Here is a 17,464-nt window from a genome sequence, read left to right on the forward strand (position 1 = left end):
CGGCAGGTGCGGATGTCTGATTGTGATTGGTTGACCGGGTCGGGCGGGCTTCGCTCGAGGTGTTCTCAGCGGTGCGCGAAGGTCCGTAGGCGGGCCCTAAACTTGCGGGTCGTGACGACACCCCTCAGTCCGGTCGAGGTGGCCTTCGCGCTGTTGCGGGAGGGCCGGATGGGCGACGCGGAGAACCTCATGACGCGCGAGCTGCAGACCGCCACGGACAAACACGGTCACGGCAGCCCGGAATGGGCGTCGGCCCAGTGCGACCTCGGCAATGTGCTGCTCAACGCCGATCAACGCGACCGCGCGATCGAGTGCTACCGCCGCGCCGTTTCCGCGACGCCGCGGGATCACGAGTCCCGCAAGGACCAGTTGACCTACCGACTCAATCTGGGCCTGGCGCTGCGCATGGCCGGACGACTCGACGAGGCCGAGACGGAGTTACGCCAGGGTGTTCAGGAGCGGCTCGCCTTCTACGGTCGCGAGCATGCCGGGTACGCGTTCGGCCTCGAACCGCTGGCGGACCTGCTGCGGCAGCGCGGTGACGTGACGGTTGCCCGGCAGGTCGTCGAGGAGGCGGTGGCCAACCTGTGGCGCAACGGGCACGAGCGGGTGGCCTCCGCGTTGGCGCTGCGAGCAGCGATTGTGCACGCCGGTGGCACCCGCGAGCCGCTGTTCGTGGGCCTGCACCAACTGCCGGACGAGGTCGTCGAGCAGGTCGGGCGAGTCGTCACCCAGATGCTGGACCACGGCGATCCGGCATCCAAGCCCCTGCTCACCTCCCTGGTTACCGCATTGGAGGAGCGGCTCGGCATTGACCACCAGGCGACGCTGAACGCCTTGTCCGCGCTGGCGAACCTCGGCCGTGATCTCGGTGACCAGGCGGGGCGGGTTGATGCGATCGAGCGCGTGCTCGCTTCGTACGACCGCCAGGGCCGGCAGGAGGAGGCGCTGATGGCAGCGCTCGGCTTGGCGATGGCCCAGGACGAAGCCGGCGATGCCGAGGCGGCGCTGCGCACGTACGCGTCGGCGTACGCGAGGGCGGAGCGCATCGGTCGCCCGGAGCTGCGGAGTCAGGTGCTGCGCAACTGGGGTCTCGCGTTGAAGGAGGCCGGCCAGGTGGGCCCGGCGGAGCAACGGCTGACCGAGGCAGTGAACCAGGCGCGCCGGGGCGCAGACCATGACACGGTCGGGCGGGCCTGCATCGCCCTCGGTCTGTTCCTTCAGCATGAGGCACGGCTGTCGGAGGCCCGCACGGTCCTTGAGGAGGGCCTGACCGTCATGGATCCCGTACACCCGGACGCGATCATCGGCCGCAGCCACCTCGGTGCGGTCCTGGATGGCCGCACCTGCGGGTGCGGCGACATGGCGGGCACGATCGCCGACGCGTTCCGCGAGTTCGTCATCACCAGACTTCCCGCTGACCTGCTCGACCGCCTCGATGTGACGATCGTCGAGGGCGACTTCAAGATCGACGTCGGTCTGCGGCGAGAACCGACCGAGTCTGAGCTCGAGCGGCTCAACGACGTCTTCCAGACCGCTCACGCGGAATTCCGCCGCCGGATCAGCGAGCCCCGCTACGCCGGCTGACCGCCGACTTTGTCACTGGCCGTGACGCCCGATCGGCCAGATCCGTGCAACTTCTTGTGTGGTTGCTGCGTCAGCTGCGATTGCTGTCTTGCTCGGCGGTTTCGCTCGTCGTGGTGCCGTATGCGGGCTGCAGGCCGTTGGCGGCCGGTCAGGTCGGCGTGGATCGGAGGGCGTCCGCGACCGGGCGCCGGGTGGCGGCCAGGGCGGGGATGGCGGTGAGTGCGGCGACGGCGAGCAGGACCGTGAGTGCCACGGCGAGCATCCAGGAGGCGGGGGCGTACTGCTGGTCGCCTGGACTGGCGACCAGATACAGCCCGATGCCGGCCGGGAGCCCGAGGGCGACGCCGGGTATCGCGGGAAGAAGCTGCGCTACCGCCATGCCCGCGGTTACCTGTGCGGGTGTGGCGCCGAGCGTGCGGGCGACGGCCAGGGGGTGGCGGGCGTCGAGGACCGCGGTCCAGGTGCTCACGATGGCGTTGATGAGGGCGAGGACGCACAGCACCACGATGACGAGGAACATGGCCTCGAGGGTTCGCGTGCTCTGGGGGTTGGCCAGCTTGGATTCGCCGAGCTTGACCCGCGGGTCCTGCGCCAGGCCCATGAGCAAGGCGGCGAGCCCGGTCGTGGTGATCAGGGTGTTCACCATGACGAGGCGGGCGCGGCGGGGGCGGCGGGCGTTGATGCGTACCCCGATCAGCAGGGCGGTGGGCATTCGGCGGGACAGCCAGACGCGCCACCCGCGGCGGCGCGGTGGTGTGGCGGCGTCGGCCAGCGCGTGGACGGTGTCGGTGGTGGCGGCGCGTAGCACGGGTGCCAGCGTCGCCGCGGCGGCGATGGCGAGGGCGAGGACGGTGGCGGCGAGCACGGTGCGTAGCGCGGGCGGGTGGGTGCTGGTGGAGCCGAGGAGTCCGGCGCCGGGGTTGGTCAGTTCGGGTGCGGCGAGCCAGCCGGCGGTCAGGCCGGCGCCGGCGGCGGCGAGCCCGATGACGAGGTATTCGGCGAGGTGGACGGCGGCGATCATGGCTGGTCCGGCGCCGACGGCCTTGAGTAGTCCTACCCGGCGGCGTTCATCGACGACGCGGCCGGCGACGATGTTGGCGACGCTGGCCACCGCGAGGGCGGTGAGCAGCCAGCTGCCGACCAGCAGGGCCAGGCGTGCCTGTTTGACGAGCTTGCCGTCCGTGTCGGCGATCCCTGTCCAGCTGGTGTATTCGATCCCGCCTTCGCGCTTGTGGGTGAATGAGGTGCTGGCCCGCGGGTCCGCGTATCTCAGGTTCAGGGTGTATGACAGCGGCCGCGTGCCGGCCAGCGCGCCGATCTGGCTACTGTCGGCCCAGACCAGGCCGGCGCTTTCGGTCAGGGGGCTGCCCGCATCGATGCGCCAGTCGGCGCGCGGGTAGACGGCTCTGGCGGCGGTGACCGCGGTCCCGACCACCCGCAGGGGGTGGCCGTTGATGTCGACGGTGTCGCCGATGTGCACGCCGAGGGCGTTGGCGAAGGTGGGCTCGATGACCACGCCGCCGGGGCGTACCCAGGTGCCGGCGGTCACCGCGGGCCGGTCGAGCGCCGCTGGGGAGTTGTCCCGGCCCTGGACGACCGCGGGCACGGTCGTGCCGTGTGCGGTCAGCGTCAGATAGGCGATCGGGTACGGTCCGCTGTGTGCGGTGACACCGGGCGCGGTGGCCAGCGGTGCGAGGGCGGCCAGAGCCTCCGGGCCCGTCGCTCCCGGCATCGCCACCACGTCGGGGCCCGCGGTGGCGGCCCGGGTCCGCTCGTACGGCTGGGCGAGAGCATTGTCCAGGGCGAGGCCGAGGGTCAGCGTGCCGGTCGCGGCGCTGATGGCGAGCAGCAGCAGTACGGTCTCGGTGCGCCGCCGGCGCAGGTCCCGCAGCAGCAGCCGGCACACGAGTAGCAGACGCCCGGCCATGTCAGCGCCGCCCGCCGTAGACCGTGCCCGTGCCGGAGGTGGTGGTGCCGGTGAGGCGGTTGTCGTCGGCGAACGACCCGTCCCGCATGGAGATCACCCGGTCGGCGACTGCGGCGATGCGCGCGTCGTGGGTGACCACCACCAGAGTCTGGCCCGCGAGACGCAGCTCCTCGAACAGCCGCAGCACCTCCACGGTGGCGGCGCTGTCCAGGTTCCCGGTGGGCTCGTCGGCCAACACGACCAGCGGCTCGTTGCTCAACGCGCGGGCGATCGCGACCCGCTGCCGCTGCCCGCCGGACAATGCCGAGGGCAGGTGCCTGGCGCGGTCGGCGAGCCCGACCCGGTCCAACAGATGCAGGGCACGTTGCCGGGCCCGGCGGGGAGACTGCCCGGCCAGCAACGCGGCCAGCTCGACGTTCTCGACGGCGGTGAGCTCGTCCATGAGGTGGAACGACTGGAAGACGTAGCCGATGTGATGCCGCCGCAGCCGGGCCAAGCCGCGCTCGCTCATGGTGTCGATCCGGTGCTCGGCCAGCCAGATCTCGCCGTCTGTAGGGCGTTGCAGCCCGCCGAGCAGGTGCAACAGGGTCGACTTGCCGCAGCCGCTGGGACCCATGATCGCCAGAGTCTGCCCCGCGGGCACCTCCAGGTCGATCTCGTCGACCGCGCGCACCAGGGCGCTCCCCCAGCCGTACCGCCTGCTTACCCCTCGTGCCTTCAGCAGCGCCGATGTCATGCTGCACCACCGGGCATGGCCTCGCGGCCCTCGCTTCGCTCGGTGCGCTCGCTCACGGGTTCGCCGTCCCTGCGGTCCGGTCGCGTTCGGTCCACATGCGTTCGCACGCCTCCAGCCACTCCAGGTCGGCCCGCAGCCGCAGCACGACCCCTTCCAACAACAGCCCGACGACCGGATCCACCGACCGCTCCAACGCAGCCCGCTGGGCATCCCGCAGCCGACGCAGCACCTCACGCCGCTGCGCGTCGACCAGAGCCACCGGATCGGCCAGCCGGGCGGCAGCGGCGGCCACCAGCTTGAGGTGGAACTCGGTGAGGTCGGGCCTCGGCCAGCTCACCTCGGTCAGCCAGGCGGCGACCCGCTGCTGCCCGGCCGGGGTCAACGCGTAGACCCGGCGGTCGGGCCGGTCCGGCAATCCCTCGGCGTGCTGCGAGGTCACCAGCCCCGCCTTGGCCAGCCGGGCCAGCGTCACGTAGATCTGCCCGGCGTTCATCGCCTCGCCGAGCGGGCCGAGCGCGCCACGCAAACGGCTGCGCAGGTCGTACCCGTACGCCGGCTCCTTCGCCAGCATGGCCAGCACCACGTCCTGCACCCAACACACCCTCCGTAGATCGACAATAGATAACCGCTAGCCATAGCAATGTCAAGTCGAAGGGTGCAGCAGACAGAGTCTGCTGCCTACTGGGTGGCGTTCAGCGCGGATGAGGTAGAGCGAGGTCTGGGGTTGGCCGGCTCCATGCCCGCCCCGCGTCGTCCGCCCTGGCCAGGCCTACCGTCCATACGGGTCTGTCACGGCTCCTCAAGAGATGCTCAAGTCCGGTTCGCGTGACCGCTCAACGGCATTGAGCGCGCATACGCTCGCCTCCAGTCCAGCCGGCCCGCGTATCCGACCCAGCCGGCTCGTGCGTCTTGGACCCGGTGGAGGTTGCGGTCACGGATCAGTCCAGTCGGTGGGCGACGTCGAAGCCCGAAAGCCGTCTGGGCGCCGAGCGAGCATGAGTCGTTCTAGCCGGAAGGGACAACGCCAAGATGGCCCGTACAACTGGTGCGCCATCAGCGCCACGACGGTGCAGGGTGGAATCCATCCGGCGTCCACCACTTCAGCCAGGCGGATTGGGGGACGTGGTGGTGTCGAGATCTCCCGGCTCACCTGGTTCGACTGCCGCAGACGCCGTCCGAGTGACTCCCGTGCACCTGGCGCTGTCGGAAGGTGTTGCGGTGCTGGCGGGGCTCGTCGGTGAACTGCCAGTCGCCGCGGCGAACGCGCAATCGCTGAACGCGAAGCTCGATGCCGCGAGCGCGCAGTTATCCGAGACAACGTGATGCGGGACCGAATCAGCTTCGTGCGTTCATCAACCAGTTGACGGCGTTCGAGCGGGCCGGAAGCCTCTCCACCGAGCAGGCGCGGCCCGGTGTCGAATACGCAGAGCCGGTGATCCGCAGCGCTGAACAGCAGGCCGGCCAGTGACACCGAACCAAACGTTCATCAATGAAGGGAAGGACATGACTCACTCTCGAAGAGCCCTCGGCTGCGTCCTGCTGGCAGGTCTGCTGGTGGGCACAAGCCCCGGCTCGATGGCAATCGCCGATACGGGCAGCATGGATCGATCGCTAGGCATCCAATCCACCGTGTCCCTGCCGTCGCAGGCGCAGGGCAACCCGCCGCCGTGGTCGGGTAAGGCGTTCCGTCAGGGCGTCGTGGCGGTGGCCAACCCCTACGCCGCCGAAGCCGGCGCGCAGATCCTCGAAGACGGTGGCAACGCGGTGGACGCCGCGGTGGCGATCGCCTACGCGCTGAACGTGGTGGAGCCGCAATCGGCCGGCATCGGCGGCGGCGGCTTCATGATGATCCACCAGGCGGAGACCGGCGAGACGGTCGCCATCGACTCCCGCGAGCGCGCGCCGGCCGGTGCGACACCCGACATGTTCGTGGGCGTGCCGAACCCTTCGCTGCAGGGCGTGGCCGTCGGCGTGCCGGGAATGGTGCGCGGCACCGAAATGGCGCTGGAGCGCTACGGCAACCTGTCGCTCGCTCGCACCCTGCAGCCGGCCATCAAGCTCGCCGACGGCGGCTTCGCCGCCACCCCGCGCTATTCGGAAGCCAGCTGCAGCAGCCGCGCGCGAAACTCGCCGGAGACCGAAGCGTACTTCTGCCCAGGCGGCGCACCCCCGGCGGTCGGCTCGCTGGTGCAGAACAAGCCCCTTGCCGAAACCTTCCGCCTGATCGCCACCAACGGCGGCGACTGCTTCTACCTGTACATGCCGGAGAAGGGCTGCGACATCGCCAAGGGCATCGTCGAGGGCCAGAAGTTCAACCGGCCGCAAGCGCCCAACGGCAAGGGCGGCAGCATGACCTTCGCCGACCTGGAGAACTACCAGGCGACGCTGCGCACACCCGTGGAGAGCACGTATCGCGGCTACAAGATCCGGGCGATGTCGTCACCGTCGTCAGGCGGCTTGACCGTGACCCAGATGCTGAAGATGCTCGAGCGCCTTCCGATCGGGGATGAAAGCCAGGGCTTCGGCTTCGGCTCCACGAAGACCGTGAACGTGATGGCCGATGCGATGCGGCTCGCGTTCGCCGACCGGTCGGTATGGATGGGCGACAGCGACTTCGTGCCGGAGCCGAACCGGGGGCTGCTGCACCCGAACTACGTCGCGCTCCGCGGGGCCGCGATCGTGCCGGGCGCGCGGATCACGCCGAACCCGTCGCCGGGAGACCCGCGTCCGTTCGAGAACCCGGACGTAGAAGCCGGCACGTTGATCCCGACGGCCGAACCGGTCACCGGGCCCGGCGAGACGACCACGCACTTCTCAGTGATCGACAAGTGGGGCAACCTGGTGTCCTACACCAATACGATCGAGTCGGGGCACGGCATCGGCGTGTTCGCCGGCTACCGGGACACCGGTGCCTCGTTCCGCAACTTCGGATTCCTGCTCAACAACGAGCTGACCGACTTCAACCTGACACCGACAGTCAACCCCTACACTGGTGGGCCCGGGTTCAACGACGTGCAGCCGGGCAAGCGCCCACGCAGCAGCATGACGCCGACCCTGATCCTCACGCCCGACGGCAAGCCGCTGGTTGCCTTCGGCTCGCCCGGGGGCTCCACGATCATCAACTCGGTGTTCAACGTCGCGCTCAATCTCATCGACCACAAGATGACGATCCAGGAAGCAATCGATGCGCCTCGCGTGTCGGTGACCAGCGCGGCAAGTTCGGTCTCGCTCGAGAACGGATTCCCTCAGGACACCGTTGACGGTCTGCGCACACTCGGCTACACGGTCAGCACCGGCGCCGACATCGGTTCGGTGCAGGCAGTAGTAGTCGATCCGAAGACCGGCAAGCAGTACGGCGGCGCCGACTCCCGCCGCGAAGGCACAGTGATCGGCTTGCCAAGACCGCAGTCGTCCTGAACCAAGGCCCGGCGCGGAGCCCAAGTATGACGTGGTCTTCCAACAGATCACCTTCAGAAAGGGGCTCCGCGTCGGGCGGGGCGAAACCGCTCGAGGTCCTTGCAACAGGCCCCACGCCCCCCGGGACACGCACCAACGGACCGGAAGCTGCCCCGCGCAGCCCACCGACACCAGAGCGTGAACACGATCAGCACACCCACCACCGCCGGCCACCGCCGCGCCGACGAACCGTCGCCGCCGGCAGGCGCCACGAGGAGCCGCACTGGGCGCAGGATTCCACCTCCACGCCCACGCAACCCCACCACGGTGGAACACGATCCCGGAAACTCAATCCGACTCAGGATCGCTAAGCTGATCAGGGACGCTGGAGCCGGGAACAAAGAATTGTCGGAGCTGCCGTAGACGTAGCCGAGCAGGAAGCCCTGGTCCGAGCGCTCCAGTGGGATCGGATCATGAGGGCGTCGGCATCGCGTGCGGATGCCCTTTTGGGCTCGCCTGTGAGCGCTACATCGTCGGGCATGATGTCGTCGTGTCAGACGCGGGGACGGTCACAGCCACAGCGGAGCAACCGGTACGGCGATACGGCTGGATCGGCGTACTGGCGGCCTGGCTCGGGGTGGCGTTGGCCGAACTGGTAAACCTGCCGAACGCCTCACTGCTACTGTTCGTCATTCCCCCGTTCGAGCTCTTGGTATGGCTGACCGCCCTCGCGTTGACGGTGCGACTTACGTGCCGCGCGCCCGCTGGCGCTCCGGCGGCGCTCGCCACCGCGGTGCTGCTCGTCGTGATCTGCGCTTGGTTCACCAACTGGGGGCTGTTCCATCCCAGGTCGTACTGGGCGTCGCACCGGTGGGCGTTCAACGCGGTGGCCGACGGTGTCCGGGAGGGGCGGCTCGGAACCTCCGGCGAGTACTACGGCCAACTCCTGCCGCTGCACCTTCGGGACCTGGCCACCAACGGCCGGGCAGCGGTCGTCGGCCGTCAGGACGGCAAGCCGGTGGTGTTTCTGCCCCAGTGGCTCGGTATCCCCGACGACGCTGGCGGATACGTCTACCTCGACGCCCGGCCCCGACCGGACCTGGTCGTCGACCTCTTCGGCGAGCCCGCCCGGGTTACCGGCGGAAAGAACCTCGGCGACGGCTGGTGGTACGTCCTTCCGGGGGACTGACAACACAGCGCCGAGCGCACCGAACTCGGCATCACCCCGAAGAAGACCCGCCCCTATCGGCCCCAAACCAACGCCCCGCCCGCCTGGCTGCATCACTACAATCACCACCGGCCCCACACCGCAACATGCGGCAAACCGCCCATCACCAGGTTGACCAACGTCCCTGGGCAGATCGTGGTGGCGAGGCGGCGGAGCGGGTCAGCCGGTTGCGGAGTCGCCATTCGGGATCGGTGCCTCGGCCGCGACGTCCTCGTTGGGTGAGGGTGGTTCGGTCGCGGACCTCGGTAACGGCCCGGTTGGCCAGTTGCACGACGTGGAAGTGGTCGACCACCAGCACCGCGTGTGGCAGCGTCTGCCGGGATCGCTGACGACCGGCGTCCCGGAAAAGTTCTTTTAGAAACCCGGGAGGCGGTGTCGGATCGGGGCGGTGGTGTTCGTAGCAGGGGTGAGGCCGCCCACGAGGGGCGGCGCCAAGGTAAGGAACCGCGATCATGAAGCTGACGACCATGACCCAGGTCACCATCGATGGAGTGATGCAGGGAAACGGCGGCGCGTCGGATGAGGACCGCAGGAACGGATTCGAGCGCGGCGGATGGGCCCTGGGCAAGGGCGACAACGAGACCCACGCGTTCATCAACCAGACCTACCAGCGCGCCGACGCGTTCCTGCTCGGCCGGCGGACCTACGAGCTGTTCGCCAGCTCGTGGGGGTCCGGGACGGAACAGGATGTCCCTGGCTGGGAGCCCGTCATGCGGGCGCTGAACACCCGGCCCAAGTACGTGGCATCGAGCACACTCGCCGATCCGGCGTGGTCGGGCACCACCGTCCTGTCCGACGACCTGGCGACCGCCATCGCAGACCTGAAGGCCAAGCCGGGAGGTGAGCTGCAGGTGCACGGCAGTGGCACCCTGATCCGGTGGCTGCTGGAGAACAATCTGGTCGACGAGATGACTCTGATTGTCGTACCCGTGGTTCTCGGCCAAGGCGCGCGGTTGTTCCCGGACGCCGGCCCGGATCTTGCGCTCGACCTGGTCGAGTCACGCGTCGACTCAAAGGGCGTAACGATCCAGGTCTACCGGCCTGCCGGGCGCCCGTCGTACGCCACGGCTTGAAGTCCCTGACCGGTACACCACACTGCCTTCACACCACAGGAGATGATCTTCAGATGCAGTACCTGATTTCCGTGATCGACGACGGCACCGGCCCGGCCACCCCGAAGGAGGACGCTGCCATCGACGCGTTCAACGACCGGCTCCAGGCCGAGGGGCACTGGGTCTTCGCCGGCGGCCTCGCCTCGCCCAACACGGCCACCGTCATCGACAACCGCGACGGGCAGGCGCTGTTCACCGACGGGCCCTTCCTGGAGTCCAAGGAGTACCTCGCCGGCTTCTGGATCATCGAGGCACCCGACCTGGACATGGCGCTCAAGCTCGCCGCTGAGGGGTCGAATGCCTGCAACCGGAAGATCGAGGTGCGGCCGTTCCTGTCCGCGTGATCGACGTCCGCGAGGCGATCAGCCGGGCCCACCACGAGGAGTGGGCCCGGGTGGTCGCCGCCCTGACCAAGCGCTTCGGTGACCTCGACATCGCCGAGGAATCGGCCGCCGAGGCGTTCGCTACCGCCGTCGAGCGATGGCCGGCCGACGGCATACCCCCCAATCCCGGCGCCTGGCTGACCACCACCGCCAACCGCAAGGCCATCGACCGGATCCGGCGCGAGAACAAGCGCGACGACAAGCAGAAGGAGGCTCAATTGGTGTACAACGACGACCCGCCCGAGCCTCTCGGCGCCATCGACGACGACCGGCTCCGGCTGATCTTCACCTGCTGTCACCCGGCGCTGGCGATGGAAGCCCGCGTGGCGTTGACGCTGCGCATGGTCGGCGGTCTGACCGTGCCCGAGATCGCCCGCGCCTTCCTGGTGGCCGAGAGTGCCATGGGGCAGCGGATCACCCGCGCGAAGGCCAAGATCAAAGCGGCTCGCATCCCCTATCGTGTGCCGTCCGCCGAGGATCTCCCAGCCCGGGTCTCCGGCGTGCTCGCCGTCCTCTACCTCGTGTTCAACGAGGGCTACCTGGCCAGCGGCCCCGACACCGATCCCCTACGTCACGACCTGACCGCCGAGGCGATCCGGCTCACCCGCCTGATCCGTGTCCTCCTGCCGGACGACGGCGAGGTGGCCGGGCTGCTGGCGCTGATGCTCCTCATCGAGGCCCGCCGCCCCGCCCGGATCTCGGCCAGCGGCGAGCTGGTCGCCCTCGACGAGCAGGACCGCGGGGCCTGGGACAAGGCGCTGATCGCCGAGGGCCACCGGCTGGTCCGCGAGCGCCTCGCCGCTGCCGCCGCCGGGGTCGCTCCGGGCAGCTACCAGATCCTCGCCGCGATCAACGCCGTACACACCTCCGCCCGCGACATGCGCGACACCGACTGGTCGCAGGTCCTCGCCCTCTACGACCAGCTCGTCCGCCTCGACCCCTCCCCGATCATCACCCTCAACCGGGCCATCGCAGTCGCCGAGCTCGACGGCCCGCAGGTGGCACTGGCGGCCGTCGACCGGCTTGAGCACAAGCTGGCCGACTACCACGCCTACCACGCCACCCGCGCCGACCTGCTGCGCCGGCTGGGCCGCAGCCAGGAGTCACGCGCGGCCTACGACAAAGCCATCGACCTGGCCGGCAACACCGCCGAGACCGCCTACCTGACGCGCCGCCGCGACCAGTTGGGGTAGCCGGGATCCCGATCGAAAGCCCGCCCAGCGGCGGCCGAACCCGGGGTGCCCTGCCGACGCATTCCGCAACCTATCGCGCCAGCGACGGGCCTCTCGCTTCGTCCGAGCCTCGAACGCCAGGTCGCGACTACACATTTCGCGACGCCGAGCGCGCGGACGACCGCCCGGGTAACGGCCATCAGATCGGCCCAATACCCGCATCAGGTCGTTCAGCTTCTGACGGTCGGCACCGCACTGTCATCGGCAGTTCAGGTTGCCGGCATGGGTGTAGCCGGCGGCCACCGCTCGTTCCAGCGCGGTAGACAGATCCGGGGCGTGGTCGGCGAGCACGGTCAGCCCGTCGTGCAAGTAGCGGTACGCGGTGGGCACCCGTTGTCCCAGGCGAGTTGGGCCAGCCGGATCCCGTCGACGAACCACCGCAGCACCAGGACACCCTGCTTGAAGACGCCCGGAGCGCGGGTCCCCCTGCGGGTGCCGAGCCGTTCGCGGTGCTCGCGCAAGAGTTGGGCGAGAGTCTCGGCGGTCTCCCGGCCGACGGCGAGTGTTGCGGTGCAGGTGATATTGGTCGACGCGTGAAGCCCCTGGGCTCCGGAACGTGATCTTCGCAGACCTGTCGGACGGGCGGCCTGGCCAATACTCTGAGCCCCGTCCGCACTATCTGGGAGAGTCATGACAAGTAGGTTCACCGAGTTGACCGTTGACTGCCACGATCCGGAGAGACTCGCGGCCTTCTGGTGCGAGGTCCTGGACTTCAAGGTGATCGACCGGAGCGAGGGCAAGGTCGAGATCGGCTCGTGGGTGCCGACCGTCGAGGATGTTCGGGCCCGTCAGATGCCGCCCACCCTGCTGTTCGTCCAGGTACCTGAGGGCAAGACGGTGAAGAACCGGCTTCACCTCGACGTCAGCCCAATCGACGGCAGCACCGAGGACGAGGTGACCAGGTTACTCGGCCTCGGCGCCACCAGGACGGATGTGGGCCAGGGCTCAGACCGAAACTGGGTGGTCATGGCAGACCCCGAGGGCAACGAGTTCGACGTCCTACGCACCCTGGCACCGCAGACTTAGGCCACGAGCGGCACCCGCACCCCGTCACACACCGCAACCGTCACGTTGCCGAGAAGACCTCAGTGCGTCGTGATGGAGCCGTCGGCTTGACCTCAAGCAAGGTTGATGTTTGAGGATCGCGCCATGTGCGATGACAAGAAGTCAGCACCTAGGGTCGCGGTGATTGGCACGGGGGCCATCGGTAGTGCGCTTGTACATCGACTGCTGGGAGGCGGGTACGACGTTACGGTGTGGAACCGTACCGAAAGTCGTGCAACCGATCTGGTGGCCGCGGGAGCGCTACCAGCGCGGTCCGTCCGGGAGGCGGTGTCATCCAGCACCCTCGTCTTCCTGACCCTCAAGGACTACGCAGCGGTAGAGCAGTGCCTCACCCAGCTCGACATGGACCTGTCCGGGCAGACGATTGTCGGAATGTACACGGGTACCGCCAACGAAGCGCGGCTGGCCGCCCAACGGGTCGCCACCCTGGGCGCGCACTACATCGACGCGGGGATTCAGGCCTCGCCCGAGATGATCGGCACCGATGCCGCAACGATCTTGTATAGCGGCTCTCGGCACGCGTTCGAGCAACACAAGACCTCCCTCGGCCTGCTGAGCAGGCCCCGCTTTGTCGGAGAAACGCCGGAGGCAGCTGCGGTCTGGGACCTTGCTCTCTTCGGGGTGTGGTACGACGCCCAACTCGGTCTGCTACGTGCCCTTGATGCAGCGCATGAGGCCGGCATCGACGTGGTGGAGTTCTCCCACACGGCGGGTACCCAGCTCGGCCACGTGGTCACTGGAATGTCCGCCGCCGTCTGGGAAATGCAACAGGCCGCCTACCCCCCAGGCCCCGCAGACCTCACCGAGCACCTTACGGTCGTCCGCCACCTCATCGAACTGCGGTCCGGCCGACGTCTCGGCGATGGCGGACTACCAGAGGTAGCGGCGAGAATCGAAGCGCTCATCGCAGACGGCCGCGGAGACGAGGGCTTAACCGCAACGGTCGGATAGCGTTCGACCAGCCGACACCCGCTCATCGGCACCTCCGCGCGTCGCCACCCGTCGGCCGGCCACACACCACGTGCGCGATCTGCGGCGCGGGTTTCGAGGTGGCCGAGCGCGACCAGGACGAGCGCTCAGTGCGCGGCGAGTTGTTCCAGGGCTTGCCGTACCTCTGTGCCAACGCGGTCCAGGTTCCATCGGGCGATCTCGGGCAGCGGATGATCCTTCCGCAGCCGGCGGACCACCTCGAGTCCGACCAGGTAGCCGCAGCGCTTGGGCAGGTCGCCGGCCAGCGGCGAGTCCCGCATGAGGAAGTATGGCGCATGCCGCGCGGGGTCGATCCCGTCGAGGTCATTCCCGATCCGCTCCAAGATCTCCGACCACCGCCACCGGCACTCGTCAAGCCATGCCCGATAACCCGGACGGCCGAACCAGAGATACTCCTCGTCCGCGCGCCCGGGTGCCGTCTCCACCGAGACCTGAGTGGCCAGCCCCTCGGTGAGCAGACAGCTCGCCAGCCCGTGCGGCGGCCAATCGCGAATCCCGGCGAGCCGGTCGTGCACCACATGCGCCACCTCGTGAAGAACGAGCAGGCGGTCGTCGTCGGCCACGCCCAGCTGCTCTACCGCGAGGAACAAGGCGTACCGACCGTCGAGGGCGTCGGCCCAGCCATTGGCCCGCTGCAACCCCACCAGCACGATGCAGTCAACCGGGCCGCCCTCCCCCGTCCAACCAAGAAGTTCCGCGACCGCCGCGACCCCGATCGGCAGGAGCGCGCGCACCGCTGCGGAGCGGGCCATGAGGTCAGTGGTGTCCTCGTGCAGCCGGCCCAGAATGGCGGCGAGGTCGTCAGGACGTGACCACTCCCCCTCCCGGTCCAGCTCTCTGAAGATCCGCGGGTGACGGTCAAGGTAGCGAGACCGCCAAAGCCCCGGCCAACGCGTACGGTCCAACGTCCCGCAGTCATCGGCGTACGCCTGAAAATCCGGCACCAGATCTCGTATTCGCAGCAGCTCGGACGACATGCGCCGATACTGCCCGCTGCCCTTCCCAACCGCCGCCCCCGCCGAACGCGGCAAGGATAGGCGCGCGGGTAACGCCGCTACGCAGCGAGCGACCCGACGGTAGGTACGGCTGGGTGATGTGCGCGCCGAGGGACGCCGCGCCTTGTCGGCGGCAGATCAGTGCGGCCCCGTCGGATGCGCCCCTTGCTGCGGACAACCATGGCCGTGAGCGCGCTGATAGCGTTGCCTCTCCACGGGGGAGAAGCGTGACATCGACGAGTTTCCGCATCGACGGAGCCCTGCAGGTGCGGCGGCTGGGGTTCGGTGCCATGCATCTGCCGACCGAGGCAGGTGCTGCTCGCGAGTCGTCAATAGCGGTGGTCCGGCGTGCCGTCGAGCTGGGCGTCACGCTGATCGACACTGCCTACCTGTATGGCGGTGGAGCTAATGAGGAACTCCTCGCCGAGGCCCTGTACCCCTATCCGGATGGGCTGCTCATCACAACCAAGGTCGGCGTCGCACGATCAGGTCCTGCGAGCGAGTGGAAACTGGACGGGCGGCCAGATGTCCTACGCGCGCAAGTCGAGCAGGCGTTGCGCCGACTGCGCGTCGAACGGATCGAGCTGCTTCAGCTGCACCGCATCGACCCGGAGACGCCACTCGCTGAGCAGCTCGGCACCCTGAAGGACCTGAGGACTGAAGGCAAGATTGGTCGGATCGGATTGTCAGAGGTCACCGTCACCGAGCTCGACCAGGCACGTCAGATCATTGATGTGGCGAGCGTGCAGAACCGATACAACGTGCTCGACCGCGAGCATGAGGCCGTCCTCAAGGCCTGCGAGTGGGCCGGCATCGCGTTTATGCCGTGGCGGCCTGTCGCGGCAGGTGCATCAGGAACGACGGCGGCAATCGCCGCGGTGGCGTCCGAGCTCGGTGCCACCTCCACCCAGATCGCGCTCGCCTGGCTCCTCAGCCATTCGCCGGTGATGCTTCCGATTCCTGGTACCGCCCGAGTGAGGCATCTCGAGGAGAACCTCGCCGCCGAGGGGCTTCGCCTGACCCCCGCCCAACGCACCGTCTTGGACGGGCTACACCAGCCGGTATAGGGCTCGTCGCACTGGCCGTCTGCTACGGTCGCCGCCATGGCTGCCGTATGGCGGATCGCGAACTATCACCGGGCCGAGGCGCCGGTGACCGAGCCGGTCACCAAGTTCGGCGGTCAGCCCGTCTGGCTTGCCGGACCGCAGTGGCCGGTCAGCCAGGGCTGGGACACCCCGATGCGGTTTGTCTGCCAGATCGCATTGGAGCCCGAGCTCGCCGGAGCCGGCCCTGGGCGGCTGGCCTACGTGTTCCTCACCCATGGCGACCACGGCAGCGAGGTGGAGGACTTCGACCCGGACGTCATCTTCCCCGACGGCGGCGAGAACGCCGTCATCATCCAGCCCGGCGGCGTCTTCGACGGGCCGACCAGCCCACTGACCAACGGCCCAACCCTCTACCACGACGATGGATCGCCAGCGGAGTACACCGTCGAACTGATCCGCGGCGAGGACTCCGAGCACCTACCGTACGACGCCTATACGGCGCTGCCACCACACGAACGGGACCACTACTTCCAGGCACTGGACCAGGACAAGATCGGCGGGACGGCACTGCTGCTCAACGAGCACGACTGGCCCAAGAGCGGGCCGTGGCGGCCCCTGCTGCGCCTCGAGACGAACTGGAAGCCGTTCCACCTCAACCTCGGTGCCGCACCGGTGGCGTTCGCGTTCATCTCCACCGACGGCCGGCACGGGTGCTTCCTCGTCCAAGACTCGTAGCCAATCCTGCCCGCACGCCAGTCGCCAGCGGCGAGCACACGGCGCCCTGCCGGCGCACGTCTCGCGGCAGATCAGGATGTCTGCGGTGGTCGGCGGTGACGGCAAGGCCCAAAGTCGGGTCGGCACCTGCACTGCTGGCATGATCGTGGCCATGTGGTTGGAGACGCGGTGACGGCTACGTCAACTCCTGCAGTGGTGCCGGCACACGGCTCGCTGGCGATCTATCCCGGTACGTTCGATCCGTTCACCCCGGGGCACCGCGACCTCGTGGCCCGCGCCCGGGTGATGTTCGACCAGGTCATCGTGTTGCTGGCCGTGAACGCCGACAAGCAACCAACCGCCGAGGCCACTGTCAGGGCCGCACGCGTGCGCGACGCCATCCCGGCAGCCTGGGGCAACGTCGAGGTGGACACCTGGACCGGCCTGACCACCGCCTACTGCCTGCGCCGCGGCGCCACGGTCATCGTCCGCGGCCTACGTACAGCCGCGGACCTTCGCCACGAGTACCAGCTCGCCGCGATGAACGAGCAACTCGGCATTCAGACCGTCTGGTTGCCGACCCGTCCGCAGCTGGCCGCCACCTCGTCCACGGTCGCACGCGCATACCGCTCCGCACAGTCGGCCCGTCCGTCCCTGAACGCTGGAGAGTGACGCCCAGGGGTACCGGAACGGTGGCAACGCCTCGAGGTGGGATGCACTCTTCTCGACAGTTCAGGATGCCCGCTCGACTCAGTGGCCAGCTATCGACCGTGACCGCTCTTGATTGGTCAGCACACACGGACTGCGGCAGTTGCGGATGACCTGGCTGTGGGAGGTGTGGCAATCAGCCGTGGCTGTCTCCCCGTGATCGGCGGAAGTAGGAGACCGTGGTCACGACGAGCAGCACTGCGCCAACGAAGAAATAGGTGTTGATCCCAAGGCCGGCCCAGAGCTCAGCCGTGGAGATGTCTTCCGCCCCCACAAAGCCGCCTCGGCGGATGCCGGTTGCCATCAGCAGGTTTTCGACCATCCCGGGAACCCCTCGCACGACGA

Annotated in this window: 18 protein-coding genes and 2 pseudogenes; 13 read left to right on the forward strand and 7 right to left on the reverse strand. The window is 68.6% G+C overall.

The window, feature by feature from the left end; translation table 11 throughout:
- Nucleotides 1–111: 111 nt before the first annotated feature.
- Nucleotides 112–1,587 (forward strand): hypothetical protein, encoded by a 1,476-nt coding sequence (locus ACGF4F_RS33445; protein ID WP_393083954.1) that lies wholly within the window; start codon nt 112–114, stop codon nt 1,585–1,587.
- A gap of 148 nt (nt 1,588–1,735) precedes the next feature.
- Here the strand turns inward: ACGF4F_RS33445 and ACGF4F_RS33450 are convergent, their stop codons facing one another.
- The 3 genes from ACGF4F_RS33450 to ACGF4F_RS33460 are packed head-to-tail and all read right to left on the reverse strand — an operon-like array spanning nt 1,736 to nt 4,842.
- The gene (locus ACGF4F_RS33450; protein ID WP_357444754.1) at nt 1,736–3,514 is read right to left on the reverse strand and encodes an FtsX-like permease family protein; all 1,779 of its coding nucleotides are present in this window, start codon (nt 3,512–3,514) and stop codon (nt 1,736–1,738) included.
- A gap of 1 nt (nt 3,515) precedes the next feature.
- Nucleotides 3,516–4,250, reverse strand: coding sequence for an ABC transporter ATP-binding protein (locus ACGF4F_RS33455; RefSeq protein ID WP_393083957.1), 735 nt, complete (start codon nt 4,248–4,250; stop codon nt 3,516–3,518).
- 52 nt (nt 4,251–4,302) lie between these two features.
- A complete protein-coding gene (locus ACGF4F_RS33460; RefSeq protein WP_357444748.1) occupies nt 4,303–4,842 on the reverse strand; it encodes a PadR family transcriptional regulator in 540 nt (179 codons plus the stop codon).
- 596 nt (nt 4,843–5,438) lie between these two features.
- Between ACGF4F_RS33460 and ACGF4F_RS33465 the strand changes: the two genes are divergently transcribed.
- From ACGF4F_RS33465 to ACGF4F_RS33480, 4 genes and pseudogenes are all read left to right on the forward strand, one after another.
- Complete coding sequence (locus ACGF4F_RS33465) at nt 5,439–5,573, forward strand: hypothetical protein (protein WP_357444745.1); 135 nt, start codon at nt 5,439–5,441, stop codon at nt 5,571–5,573.
- A 141-nt stretch (nt 5,574–5,714) separates the two neighbouring features.
- Nucleotides 5,715–7,667 carry a gamma-glutamyltransferase gene (ggt, locus tag ACGF4F_RS33470; RefSeq protein ID WP_357444742.1) on the forward strand — a complete coding sequence of 651 codons (1,953 nt, stop codon included), beginning with the start codon at nt 5,715–5,717 and terminating at the stop codon, nt 7,665–7,667.
- 529 nt (nt 7,668–8,196) lie between these two features.
- Nucleotides 8,197–8,835, forward strand: coding sequence for a hypothetical protein (locus ACGF4F_RS33475; protein WP_357444739.1), 639 nt, complete (start codon nt 8,197–8,199; stop codon nt 8,833–8,835).
- 21 nt (nt 8,836–8,856) lie between these two features.
- Nucleotides 8,857–9,012 (forward strand): annotated as a pseudogene (locus tag ACGF4F_RS33480) (IS481 family transposase); the annotation flags it as partial.
- Here ACGF4F_RS33480 and ACGF4F_RS33485 read toward each other — a convergent pair.
- Nucleotides 8,978–9,358, reverse strand: coding sequence for a transposase (locus ACGF4F_RS33485; protein WP_393083962.1), 381 nt, complete (start codon nt 9,356–9,358; stop codon nt 8,978–8,980). The pseudogene ACGF4F_RS33480 and the gene ACGF4F_RS33485 sit on opposite strands and share 35 nt — an antisense overlap.
- Here ACGF4F_RS33485 and ACGF4F_RS33490 point away from each other — a divergent pair.
- Genes ACGF4F_RS33490 through ACGF4F_RS33500 form a run of 3 tightly spaced genes read left to right on the forward strand, consistent with a single transcriptional unit; the run spans nt 9,327 to nt 11,562 of the window.
- Nucleotides 9,327–9,947, forward strand: coding sequence for a dihydrofolate reductase family protein (locus ACGF4F_RS33490; protein WP_357444736.1), 621 nt, complete (start codon nt 9,327–9,329; stop codon nt 9,945–9,947). The genes ACGF4F_RS33485 and ACGF4F_RS33490 overlap by 32 nt on opposite strands.
- Nucleotides 9,948–10,000: 53 nt before the next feature.
- Complete coding sequence (locus ACGF4F_RS33495; RefSeq protein WP_357444733.1) at nt 10,001–10,330, forward strand: YciI family protein; 330 nt, start codon at nt 10,001–10,003, stop codon at nt 10,328–10,330.
- Complete coding sequence (locus ACGF4F_RS33500; RefSeq protein ID WP_357444730.1) at nt 10,327–11,562, forward strand: RNA polymerase sigma factor; 1,236 nt, start codon at nt 10,327–10,329, stop codon at nt 11,560–11,562. Before ACGF4F_RS33495 ends, ACGF4F_RS33500 begins: the two co-directional genes overlap by 4 nt.
- Nucleotides 11,563–11,823: 261 nt before the next feature.
- On the opposite strand, the pseudogene ACGF4F_RS33505 reads toward ACGF4F_RS33500, so the two are convergent.
- A pseudogene (locus tag ACGF4F_RS33505) lies at nt 11,824–12,170 on the reverse strand (hypothetical protein); the annotation flags it as partial.
- 61 nt (nt 12,171–12,231) lie between these two features.
- On the opposite strand from ACGF4F_RS33505, the gene ACGF4F_RS33510 reads away from it, so the two are divergent.
- Complete coding sequence (locus ACGF4F_RS33510; RefSeq protein ID WP_357444727.1) at nt 12,232–12,627, forward strand: VOC family protein; 396 nt, start codon at nt 12,232–12,234, stop codon at nt 12,625–12,627.
- Nucleotides 12,628–12,732: 105 nt separating this feature from the next.
- The gene (locus ACGF4F_RS33515) at nt 12,733–13,617 is read left to right on the forward strand and encodes an NAD(P)-binding domain-containing protein (RefSeq protein WP_357444724.1); all 885 of its coding nucleotides are present in this window, start codon (nt 12,733–12,735) and stop codon (nt 13,615–13,617) included.
- Nucleotides 13,618–13,742: 125 nt separating this feature from the next.
- On the opposite strand, the gene ACGF4F_RS33520 is transcribed toward ACGF4F_RS33515, so the two are convergent.
- A complete protein-coding gene (locus ACGF4F_RS33520; RefSeq protein ID WP_393083966.1) occupies nt 13,743–14,687 on the reverse strand; it encodes a hypothetical protein in 945 nt (314 codons plus the stop codon).
- Between the two features lie 191 nt (nt 14,688–14,878).
- On the opposite strand from ACGF4F_RS33520, the gene ACGF4F_RS33525 reads away from it, so the two are divergent.
- The 3 genes from ACGF4F_RS33525 to coaD all read left to right on the forward strand — a co-directional run bounded on the left by ACGF4F_RS33525 (nt 14,879) and on the right by coaD (nt 17,083).
- Complete coding sequence (locus ACGF4F_RS33525) at nt 14,879–15,718, forward strand: aldo/keto reductase (RefSeq protein WP_357444718.1); 840 nt, start codon at nt 14,879–14,881, stop codon at nt 15,716–15,718.
- A 36-nt stretch (nt 15,719–15,754) separates the two neighbouring features.
- On the forward strand, nt 15,755–16,432 hold the full coding sequence (locus ACGF4F_RS33530) for a hypothetical protein (RefSeq protein ID WP_357444715.1): 678 nt from the start codon (nt 15,755–15,757) through the stop codon (nt 16,430–16,432).
- A 192-nt stretch (nt 16,433–16,624) separates the two neighbouring features.
- On the forward strand, nt 16,625–17,083 hold the full coding sequence (coaD, locus tag ACGF4F_RS33535) for a pantetheine-phosphate adenylyltransferase (RefSeq protein WP_393083969.1): 459 nt from the start codon (nt 16,625–16,627) through the stop codon (nt 17,081–17,083).
- Between the two features lie 172 nt (nt 17,084–17,255).
- Here the strand turns inward: coaD and ACGF4F_RS33540 are convergent, their stop codons facing one another.
- Nucleotides 17,256–17,441 (reverse strand): hypothetical protein, encoded by a 186-nt coding sequence (locus tag ACGF4F_RS33540; RefSeq protein WP_357444710.1) that lies wholly within the window; start codon nt 17,439–17,441, stop codon nt 17,256–17,258.
- Nucleotides 17,442–17,464: the final 23 nt, after the last annotated feature.

This window comes from Micromonospora sp. NPDC047740 (assembly GCF_043204735.1).
Taxonomy (GTDB): Bacteria; Actinomycetota; Actinomycetes; order Mycobacteriales; family Micromonosporaceae; genus Micromonospora.

What these genes read in the sequence shown, in the direction of transcription:
- ACGF4F_RS33450 (WP_357444754.1), bottom strand. Translation starts at nt 3,514, where the DNA reads ATGGCCGGGCGTCTGCTACTCGTGTGCCGGCTGCTGCTGCGGGACCTG.
- ACGF4F_RS33455 (WP_393083957.1), bottom strand. Translation starts at nt 4,250, where the DNA reads ATGACATCGGCGCTGCTGAAGGCACGAGGGGTAAGCAGGCGGTACGGC.
- ACGF4F_RS33490 (WP_357444736.1), top strand. Translation starts at nt 9,327, where the DNA reads ATGAAGCTGACGACCATGACCCAGGTCACCATCGATGGAGTGATGCAG.
- ACGF4F_RS33485 (WP_393083962.1), bottom strand. Translation starts at nt 9,358, where the DNA reads ATGGTGACCTGGGTCATGGTCGTCAGCTTCATGATCGCGGTTCCTTAC.
- ACGF4F_RS33495 (WP_357444733.1), top strand. Translation starts at nt 10,001, where the DNA reads ATGCAGTACCTGATTTCCGTGATCGACGACGGCACCGGCCCGGCCACC.
- ACGF4F_RS33510 (WP_357444727.1), top strand. Translation starts at nt 12,232, where the DNA reads ATGACAAGTAGGTTCACCGAGTTGACCGTTGACTGCCACGATCCGGAG.
- ACGF4F_RS33515 (WP_357444724.1), top strand. Translation starts at nt 12,733, where the DNA reads ATGTTTGAGGATCGCGCCATGTGCGATGACAAGAAGTCAGCACCTAGG.
- ACGF4F_RS33530 (WP_357444715.1), top strand. Translation starts at nt 15,755, where the DNA reads ATGGCTGCCGTATGGCGGATCGCGAACTATCACCGGGCCGAGGCGCCG.
- ACGF4F_RS33540 (WP_357444710.1), bottom strand. Translation starts at nt 17,441, where the DNA reads ATGGTCGAAAACCTGCTGATGGCAACCGGCATCCGCCGAGGCGGCTTT.